We start from the raw sequence: 9,350 nt of genomic DNA, 5'->3' as shown, positions 1-9,350 counted from the left end.
GCGGCGGCGGGGCGACAGGGCCTCAGGCGAGCGCCCAGCCGACGTCCCGGAGCAGCGCGTGCCGCCAGCCCGCCCGGTCGTGGTCCGACGCCGACCGGGAGACCCGCACGGTCGCACCGGCCTGTTGGGCCAGGGTCTCCACCAGGGCGCAGTGGGGGAGCATCCGCGTCTCGTGTTCCCCCACGTCGAATGCGATGCGCGTTCCGGACAGGTCGGGGCGCGTGCGCAGGCGCGCCGCGACGGCGCCGCCGACCGGGCCGCCCAACGGGTCCGCCAGGTCCGCGGCGTCGGGAGTCCACCAGAGCGACGCCGACTGACAGGCGACGCGCGACACCAGGTCCGGGAACTCCAGCGCCGCGTACAGCGCGCTCAGCCCGCCGAGGCTCTGCCCCGCGACCACCATCCGTTCCGGGTCGGCGGGCACGCCGGACTCCACGACCAGCGGCAGCAGTTCGTCCCGGACCGCCTCCCACAGCGCGGGCCGGCACCCGAACTCGGTCTTCCTGTCCCTGGTGGGGAGGAAGACGAGGGTGACCGGCGGCATGTCGCCACCGGCGACGGCCGAGTCGAACGCGGCCGTCGCCGGATGCAGGTACAGCCAGTCGTCCCCGTCGAGCAGCAGGACCACGGGTCCGCCGCCGCCCGCCGGGTGGACCCGCACGGTGCGCCGCCCGCCGAGCCGTTCGCTGCTCCAGCGGATCCGGGCGCGGGGGAGGGGAAGGACACCGTCGGCCCCGACGTCGGGCCAGTGCGGCTGGGCCGGGGCGTCCGGGGTGGCGGCGACGGACCGGTCACCGCCCGCACCGACCGGATTGCACGGGTCGCCGTATGCCGCCCCGTCCACCATGAACTGGTACGTCACCCGCAGCCGCGCGGGCATCCGCACCTCGGCGTACCAGCAGTCCGTCGCACCCCACCGCAGCAGGGGCACCGGCTCCGACCAGCTCTCGAAGCCGATGCTCGCTGCCTCGGACCCGCGCCGCAGGAACAGAGTCACCCACCCGTCGCCGTCGGGTATCGCCACGGGCGACCTCGCCGAGGCCCAGAAGTCGTCGGTGCCGGGCGCTCCGGACAGTCCGAACGCGGCGAAGGTGTCTTCCCCCACCAACCTCATGAACGTCTCCTTGTGGAGCGGAAAGTCGGAAGGCTAAGCTCATCGCCCATTAGGCGAGCCTAACCTAATCTCCCCGGGAGGCACCGCACATGAGCACCAACCCCTTCGACGACGCCGACGGCCGATTCCTCGTCCTCGTGAACGACGAGGGCCAGCACTCGCTGTGGCCGTCCTTCGCGGACGTGCCCGGGGGCTGGACGACCGCCTTCGAGGAGAACACGCGGGACGCCTGCCTGGAGTACATCGAGGCCAACTGGACCGATCTGCGCCCCCGTTCCCTCGCCGAGTCCATGGATGCCTGACGTCCTGGCGTCCTGACGCCCTGACGCCCTGACGCCCTGAAGTCGGCCACGGGTGGACACGGACGCCCACCCGTGGCTCAGGGCCTGTTCCGCGCCTATCGAGCGGTGAAGCGGTGCGTGCCGGAACCGACCCGGTAGACCGCGCAGCCGTCGTCCAGGCGCAGGAACGTCCCGTCGGCGCGGGAGACCGCCTCCCGGCCGGACGTGGGGATCCACACCTCGGCGGTCGTGTTGGGCGGCACCTCGCAGGTCAGCGTGAAGCGGCCGGCCCGCTGCCGCCACCGCGTGGAGACGGGCCCGTAGACCGAGGTGAACGTGGCGCGGACGGAGGAGACGGATCCGCCCGGACGCGGACGGACGACCGTCTCCCGGTAGCCGGGACGGCCCGCCGCGATGCCGGCCAGGTTCGTGTACATCCACTCGCCCACCGAGCCGTAGGCGTAGTGGTTGAAGGAGTTCATGTCCGGCGTCTGGAAACTGCCGTCGGGCCGGATGGAGTCCCAGCGCTCCCACATCGTGGTGGCACCCTTGTCGATCTGATACCCCCAGCTCGGGAAGGAGCGCTGCTCCAACAGGCGATGGGCGACGTCGGTGTGCCCCGTGGCGGTCAGGACCGGCAGCAGCCGGGGGGTGCCGAGGAAGCCCGTCGACAGATGCCAGTCCTTGGCCCTGATCAGAGCGACGAGCCGGTCGGCCGCGGCCTTTCTGGCGGCGTCCGGCAGCAGGTCCATGGACAGGGCGAGGACATAGGCCGTCTGGGTGTCGCCCTTGACCCTGCCGTCGGAGCCGACGTACGCCTTCTGGAACGCCTCCCGCACCCGGCCGAAGAGGTCGAGGAAGGGGGCGGGGTCCTCACCCAGTTCCTGGGCCGTACGAGCGGCCAGGTCGGCGCTGTGCGCGAAGTACGCGGTGGCGATGACGTCCTTGGGGGTCTCGTCCTCGACGTTCAGCCAGTCGCCGTACCCCTGGGCCGGGCGCAGCAGTTGGTCGCTGTTCTTCTCCAGGTACGTCAACCACGCCTGGATGGACGGCCAGGCGTCCTCCAGGACCCGGCGGTCGCCGTATGCCCGGTAGAGGGACCAGGGGACGGTGACGCCCGCGTCGCCCCAGCCGGCCACACCGTGGCCGACCGTGCCCACCATGGGCGCCACGTCCGTGAACGCGCCGTCCGAGGTCTGGGAGTCGCGCAGGTCACCGAGCCACTTGGTGAGGAAGCGGGCCGACTCCATGGTGTAGGAGGCCGTGGGCGCGAAGACGTTGATGTCTCCCGTCCAGCCCAGGCGCTCGTCGCGCGCCGGCGTGTCGGTGGGCACCGAGAGGAAGTTGCCGCGCTGCCCCCACGTGATGTTGCTGTGCAACTGGTCGAGCATCGGCACGCCGGTCTCGAACTTCATGGTGAAGGGCGCGGACGTGTGCATCACCCGGCCGGTGACCGCCTTGGCCGAGGGAGTGCCGGGAAAACCGGTCACCTCGACGTAGCGGAAGCCGTGGAAGGTGAAGCACGGCTCGTAGGTCTCCTCTCCGTGGCCGCTGAGGGTGTACGTGTCGGTCGCCGCCGCGGTGCGCAGGTTCGCGGTGTAGAGCGTGCCGTCGTCGTTGAGTACCTCGGCGTGTCTGAGCCGGACCGTCGTTCCCGAGGGGCCCGACACGCGCAGGCGCACCGAGCCGACCATGTTCTGCCCCAGGTCGAAGACGAAGACACCGGGCTCGGGTTCGGTCATCTTCCTGGGGGTCAGTTCCTCGGCGACGCGTACCGGGCCGTCCACCTGTGCGACGACCAGTTCGGGACCGACGCCGTCGGCACCGCGCACACCGAGCCAGGTCCGGTCGTCGAAGCCGGGCGAGGCCCAGCCGGGCAGCTCCTTGCGCGCGTCGTACTTCTCGCCGTCCAGGATGTCGGCGGAGACGATCGGCCCGGACGCGGCCCGCCAGTCGGTGCCCGACACGACGCGCTCGCTCGTGCCGTCCGCGTACTCCACCTCCAACTGCGCCAGCAGCGCCGGGCGTTCGCCGTACTGATGCGGCCCGAACATGCCGACGTTGCCCGCGTACCAGCCGGGCGCGAGCTGGGCTCCGAGGGCATTGCCGCCGGGCCGCACCAGCTTGGTGACGTCGTACGTCTGGTACTGGACCCGCGTGCGGTAGTCGGTCCAGCCGGGAGCGAAGTGGTCACGGCCCACGCGGCGGCCGTTGAGGTGGGCCTCGTACAGGCCGAGAGCCGTGGTGTACAGACGCGCGCGGGCCACCCGCTTGCGGGGGAGCCGGAACTCGTGCCGCACCAGGCTGACGGCGTAGGACGAGGGAACGACTCTTCCCCACGGGCCGCCGCCCCAAGGGGCCGCCTCGCGGGCCGCCGGCCAGGCCCCGTCGTCGAAGCCGGCTTCGCGCCAGTCGGCGGGAGGTTCCTGGTCGGCGGCCTTCCAGGTGCCGTCGGTGATCACCCGGTGCTCCCCGGCGGCGGTGTGGACCGAGAGCACGGCGATGAGGCCCGCCGGGCCCTCGGTGGCGTTGGTGGCGCGGACGGCGAGCACGTTCTTCCCGGCCCGTACCCACTCCCGTACGTCGATCACGCCCGGGCGGCGCCAGCCGTCGTGGTCCGTCTCCAGGTCGGTGTGGGCCACCTCGACCCCGTTGACAGAGACGGAATAGACGTTGTCCGCGCTGATGGCCAGGGTGGCAGCGGTGACCCCGTCGGGGAGCTCCGCGGTGCCGCGGAACCAGCGGGTGGCCGCCGGAGCGCTGCCGGCCGGATCACCCTCGGGGTACCAGATCCAGAAGCTCCCGTCGAAGGACGGCGCGTCCGTGAGGCTCGCCGGCGCCGAGATCCAGTCGGCGCTCCACTGGCCGGCGTCCATCAGTCCGGTCTCCCACCACGAGGGCGTGCTCCAGCCGGAGACCCGGTCGTCGCCGTCCCACACCCGTACGGACCAGTGGTAGCGGGTCCGGGGGCGGAGCGCCGGGCCCGCGTACCGCACGAGGACGGACTCGCCGGACTCGACCTTGCCGCTGTCCCAGACGTCGGGGTCGGACAGGCCGGCCGGGGTGGTGGCGACGCGGACCTGATAGGCGCTCTGGCGCATGTCCGGCTTCCCGGACGCCAGCGGCCAGCTCAGCCGGGGGCGTGGCACGTCGAGCCCCAGCGGGCGCCGGACGTACTCCACGGTCGGCGAGGTGACCCGCAGGTCACCTCGCCGTGCCGACGCCGCGACCGGCACGGACACGGGCCCGGCCACCGGCCCGGACATCGGCGCGGCCGCGGCGGGTACCGCGCCCGCGCCCGCGGTGGCGGCCGCGGCTGTGGCGGCCGCGCCCGCCAGGATGTTCCTTCTGCTGATCATGAGGACTCCTCACCTTGGGGATGAATCGATTCATGCCGGAAGGATGCGAATTGACGTCCCTGACGTCCGGGCCGGGTCACGCGGCGCCGGTGAACTCCCAGGTGCCGTGACCGACCCGGTGGATGTCGAAGCCGGGCACCGACCGCAGGAACGTGGCGCCGCCGGGCGCGGTCGCGCGCGTCCCCTCGGCCACCGGGACATGGACCTCCGCCCGTGACCCCACGGGCACCCGGACCGTCAGCCGGAGCGTGCCACCGACGGCGGACCACGCCACCGCGGCCTCCCCGCGCACGGTGCGGACCGAGGTGCGCGCCCAGTCCACACCCGTACGGGCGTCGGGGCGGACGGTGAAGGTGCGGTATCCCGCGTCACCCGGCCTGAGCCCGGCCACGTTCTCGTACAGCCACTGGGCGGCGGTGCCCTGGAAGTAGTGGTCGCGGGAGCGGGAGTCCAGCGGCCACATCTCCCACATGGTGTCGGCGCCGTTGTCGTGCCAGTAGCCCCAGCTCGGGTACGTGCGCCGGGTCGCCACGGCGTGCGCGACGTCCGGGCGGCCGTGGGCGCACAGCACCCGCAGCAGCACGCTGGTGCCCAGGGCGCCCGTGTTCAGGTGGTTCCCGCGCTCCTCGATGTCCGCCACCAGACTCTCCAGGACCGTGGCCCTGGCACCCGGCGGCACCAGCCCGAACGCCAGCGGTATCGCGTTGGACGTCTGCCGGTAGTCCGGGTCCTTGGCCGTGCGGTAGTGACCGTCCGGGCCGAGGAACGCCTCGTTGAACGCGCCGCGCAGACTCTCGGCGGCGTTCCGGTAGCGCTCGGGGACATCGTTGTCGTCGTTGTCGCCGGGCAACCCGATGAGTTCCTCGCCGAGTTCCGCCGTGTACAGCAGCGCCCGGTGCAGATACGCCGTGGCGGTGAGCCGGGTGTCCTCGGGCGGGTTGCCGCCGTATCCGGGCGCCAGGTAGTCGCCGAGCGCGGTGACGGCCAGGCCGTCCTGCAGCCGGGCCAGCTCCCAGTCCAGGTAACGGGTCAGGGTCTCCCAGTGCTCCCGGGCCGCCCGCTCGTCCCCGTACACCCGGTACAACTCGCGTACGACGAAGGGATAGACGGTCGTCCACTCGGGCGAGGGGCCGAGGTCGCCGTAGCCCCAGCCGCCGCTGGGCACGATCACCGGGAGCTGTCCGTCGCCGTTCTGGCTGTCGGAGAGGTCGCCGAGCCACTTGGACAGGAAGCGCTGCATCCCGAAGGCGTACGTCATGACCGGTGTGCCGAGTTGGGCGTCTCCGGTCCAGCCGTTCTTCTCGTACATCGGGGTGTCGGTGGGGATGCCGTGCAGGTTGTTCAGGACGGTGCGCCGCATGGCCTTGTCCAGCCACTCGTAGAACGGCTCGGAGCAGGAGAAGGTGCTGACCTCGTCCACCCGGGAGTGCACCAGGCGGCCGAGCACGTCCGCCGGGTCCGGACGTTCGGGCAGGCCGTGCACCTCGACGTACCGGAAGCCCTTGTAGGAGAAGGCGGGTTCCCACACCTCCCTGGCCCTGCCCGCGCTCGTGTACTCGTCGGTCTGGAAGCGGCCCGGGACGTGCCCCGTCTCGGCGTGCACGCTGCCGTCGTCCTTGAGCTTCTCGCCGTGGACGAGCCGGATCACGGTGCCCTCGGCGGCCCCGCGCACGGTGAGGCGGGTCCAGCCGGCCATCGTGCGGCCCATGTCCACGACGTACACACCGGGGCTCAGCTCCTCGATCGCCTTCGGGCGGACCGTGTCGACGACCTCGATCGGGTCGTGCGGCTGCGCACGCAACGTGCCGCCGGGCGCCTCGCGTACGCCTGAGGGCCGCCACGCCGAGTCGTCGAATCCGGGCCGGGACCAGCCACTGGGTGCCCGGCGGGCGTCGTAGGTCTCCCCGGCGTACAGGGAGTTGGAGAGCGTCGGCCCCTCGGTGATGCGCCACTCGCCGTCGGAGGCCACGGTGGTGCGGGTCCCGTCCGGGTGGTCGATCTCCAACTGGGCGAGGAGACGGGGTTCGCCGTGCCAGGGAGCACGGTGCCAGTTCCAGACGTTGGGCGTCGTCATGCCGTAGAAGCCGCGTCCGAGGGTGACCCCGATGGCGTTCTCACCGCGTTCGACGAGGTCCGTCACGTCGTGGACGGCGTACAGCACCGTCTCGTCGTAGTCGGTGAAGCCGGGGTCGAGGACCTGCTTGCCGACGCGGCGGCCGTTGATCTCCGCCTCGTAGTAGGCGAGTCCGCTGATATGGAGGCGGGCGCGCGCGACGCGCCCGCGTACGGTGAAGTCGCGGCGCAGCAGCGGCGCCGGCGCTTCGGGGGTGGCCACGGTGACTCCGCTGCCCCACGGCCCCTGGCCGTAGGGGGCCAGGACGGCGGCCGGTTCCCAGTCGCCGTCGTCGAACCCGGGTCGCTCCCAGCCCTCTTGTGCGGTGTCTGTGGTGCGCCAGCCGTCCCCGGTGCGGAGTTCGTGGGTGCGGCCGTCCTCGGTCTCCACGAGGAAGCGGACCAGGAGCCCGCCGGGGTTCACACTGGCCCCGGGCCGGTTGGTGGCGAGGGCGGCGACGAGGATCTCATCGCCTGCGGAGCGCGCCGGCTCCGTGACGTCCGCGGTGCGGCCGGTGCGCCAGCCGTCGGTCTGCTCGGGTGCGTGCAGCACCTGCTGTCCGTGCACGTACAGGGTGAAGTCGTCGTCCGCCGTGGCGGTCACCACGGCCCGCTTCACCACGGACCCCTCGGGCAGGGCGAGGGCGGCGCGGAACCTGCGGGCGCCTTCGGGGGCGTCCGAAGAGGTCGCGCCGGGGGACCAGATCCAGGAAGCCCCGTCGAGCGAGGGCGGTGCGGGCGGCTCCTCGGCGCCGATCCAGCCCGCCCGCCACCCGTCGGCGGGGAGCGAGGTCTCCCACCAGCGGGTCTCGCTCCAGCGGGAGCGGCGCCCCGCCGCGTCCCAGACCCGGACCTGCCAGTGGTAGCGGGTACGGGGGAGCAGCGCGGGCCCGCCGTAGGGGATGCCGACGCTGCGGTCGGAGGCGACCCTGCCCGAGTCCCACACCGTGTGGGTGTGCGGGCCCCGGCCACCGGAGTCCCTGGTGACCCGGATGTGGTAGGCCGTCTGCCGGGCGCCGTGTCCGGGGGCGGCCAGTTCCCAGGACAGGCGGGGGAGTTCGACGTCCGTGCCGAGCAGGTTCTCGGCGTACTCGACACTGGTGCGGACGACGCGGAGTCCCGCCTTGCGCTCCGGTCGGCCGTCGGTCGTTCCGGCGCCGGCCGCCGCGGCGACACCGCCGGTGGACAGCGCGGCGACACCGGCGCCCGCGGTCGCCACGGTGCCGCGGAGAAAGACTCTGCGGTTCCAGCCCTCGGTCGTGTCCTCGGTCATGTGCATCCGCCTTTGCTCGCCGTGCCGACGCAGCGGGAACGAACCGTGCGCGTGTGACTCGCGTCGGCTGCCTGAAATCGCTTGAAACGATTCAATTCTCGTCTTCACGATCCTATGCACGCTCTGTGGGCCGCATCAAGGGATGTGACAGCGGTCGTGCCGTGGGACCGAGGTCGTGGGACGAGGCTGTGGGACTGAGGCTGTGGGACCGAGGTCGTGGGACGAGGCTGTGGGACCGAGGCTGTGGGACCGAGGCTGTGGGACTGAGGCCGCGTCGGGCCGAGTACGAGAACCCATGACGTCGGCCGAGCGACGACCGCCACGCGGTCCGCGCGTCAAGGCCCCGCCCCGGCAGGGCTGTTGCCGTGCTCCTTCGCGGGCGGGAAATGGGTCGCGCCCCTGTGGCGCGAGTCGTTAGCCTCCGCCTGGGCGCAGTGTGGCGCGGGCGCACCGCGAAAGGAGCCGGGCATGGAGATCGAGGGCGCGCGGACCGACCGGTTGGGCTTGCTGCTCGACCAGTTCGACCAGGCCAGGGAGATGGCCGAGGTGCGGCTGACGGGGCTCGGCGACGAGGAGTACCTGTGGGAGCCGGTGCCCGGCTGCTGGTCGATCCGGCGCCGGGGCGAGGCGGTGACACCCCGGGCGTACGGGCCGGGCGAGTGGGTGCTCGACAAGGGCGCCCCGGACATTCCGCCGAGTGAGTACGCCGAGGTCGCCCGGCAGGCCGCCGGCGGGATGCCGGTCGCCAAGATCGCCGACGACTGGAGCGTGAGCGTCGAGCGGGTCGAGCAGGTCCTCGCCCACGCCGGTACGCCGGAGCCCGACGAGACGCCGGTCACCACCATCGCCTGGCGGCTGGCGCACCTGCACTCCTGTTTCGCGGGCCAGTGGGAGTGGACCTTCGGCGAACGACGGCAGGATCCGAAGCTGCTGGTCGACTTCACCCCCTCCGCCGCCCTGGCCCTCGAGCGGTTCTGGGCGGTGATCGACCGCTGGCGCGAAGACGTCGCCGCCGTCACCGACGAGCAGCTCGACACCGTCGGCTTCTCCCAGTACCCGTACGGCTCGGATCCCGACGACCCCTACATCGGCGTCGTGGCCGGGGACAACCTCGAGTTCATCCACCACATGGCCGAGATCGCGCTGCTCCGCGACCTGTGGCGGGCCCGGTCCAGCACTGCCGGGTAGGCCCCTTCCGCCGCCCGCGAGGG

General features: G+C 72.4%; 5 protein-coding genes. 2 read left to right on the top strand and 3 right to left on the bottom strand.

The genetic code is table 11. The features are described from left to right. Positions 1-22 precede the first annotated feature (22 nt). On the bottom strand, positions 23-1,114 hold the full coding sequence (locus KUM40_RS23345; protein WP_217168028.1) for an alpha/beta hydrolase-fold protein: 1,092 nt from the start codon (positions 1,112-1,114) through the stop codon (positions 23-25). An 89-nt stretch (positions 1,115-1,203) separates the two neighbouring features. Between KUM40_RS23345 and KUM40_RS23340 the strand changes: the two genes are divergently transcribed. Further along, a complete protein-coding gene (locus tag KUM40_RS23340; RefSeq protein WP_217168026.1) occupies positions 1,204-1,416 on the top strand; it encodes an MbtH family protein in 213 nt (70 codons plus the stop codon). A 95-nt stretch (positions 1,417-1,511) separates the two neighbouring features. Here the strand turns inward: KUM40_RS23340 and KUM40_RS23335 are convergent, their stop codons facing one another. Together KUM40_RS23335 and KUM40_RS23330 are read right to left on the bottom strand one after the other, a co-directional pair. Further along, positions 1,512-4,754: an alpha-L-rhamnosidase gene (locus KUM40_RS23335; RefSeq protein WP_217168024.1), complete on the bottom strand. Its 3,243-nt coding sequence runs from the start codon at positions 4,752-4,754 to the stop codon at positions 1,512-1,514. A 76-nt stretch (positions 4,755-4,830) separates the two neighbouring features. Then, the gene (locus tag KUM40_RS23330) at positions 4,831-8,139 is read right to left on the bottom strand and encodes a family 78 glycoside hydrolase catalytic domain (protein WP_254395518.1); all 3,309 of its coding nucleotides are present in this window, start codon (positions 8,137-8,139) and stop codon (positions 4,831-4,833) included. Between the two features lie 468 nt (positions 8,140-8,607). Between KUM40_RS23330 and KUM40_RS23325 the strand changes: the two genes are divergently transcribed. After that, positions 8,608-9,327 (top strand): DinB family protein, encoded by a 720-nt coding sequence (locus KUM40_RS23325; RefSeq protein ID WP_217168022.1) that lies wholly within the window; start codon positions 8,608-8,610, stop codon positions 9,325-9,327. Positions 9,328-9,350 lie beyond the last annotated feature (23 nt).

The sequence above is a fragment of the Streptomyces sp. AC512_CC834 genome (genome assembly GCF_019049325.1).
GTDB lineage: Bacteria > Actinomycetota > Actinomycetes > Streptomycetales > Streptomycetaceae > Streptomyces.
Note: the sequence above shows the minus strand (reverse complement) of the source record. Positions and strands in the feature narration are given on the sequence as shown.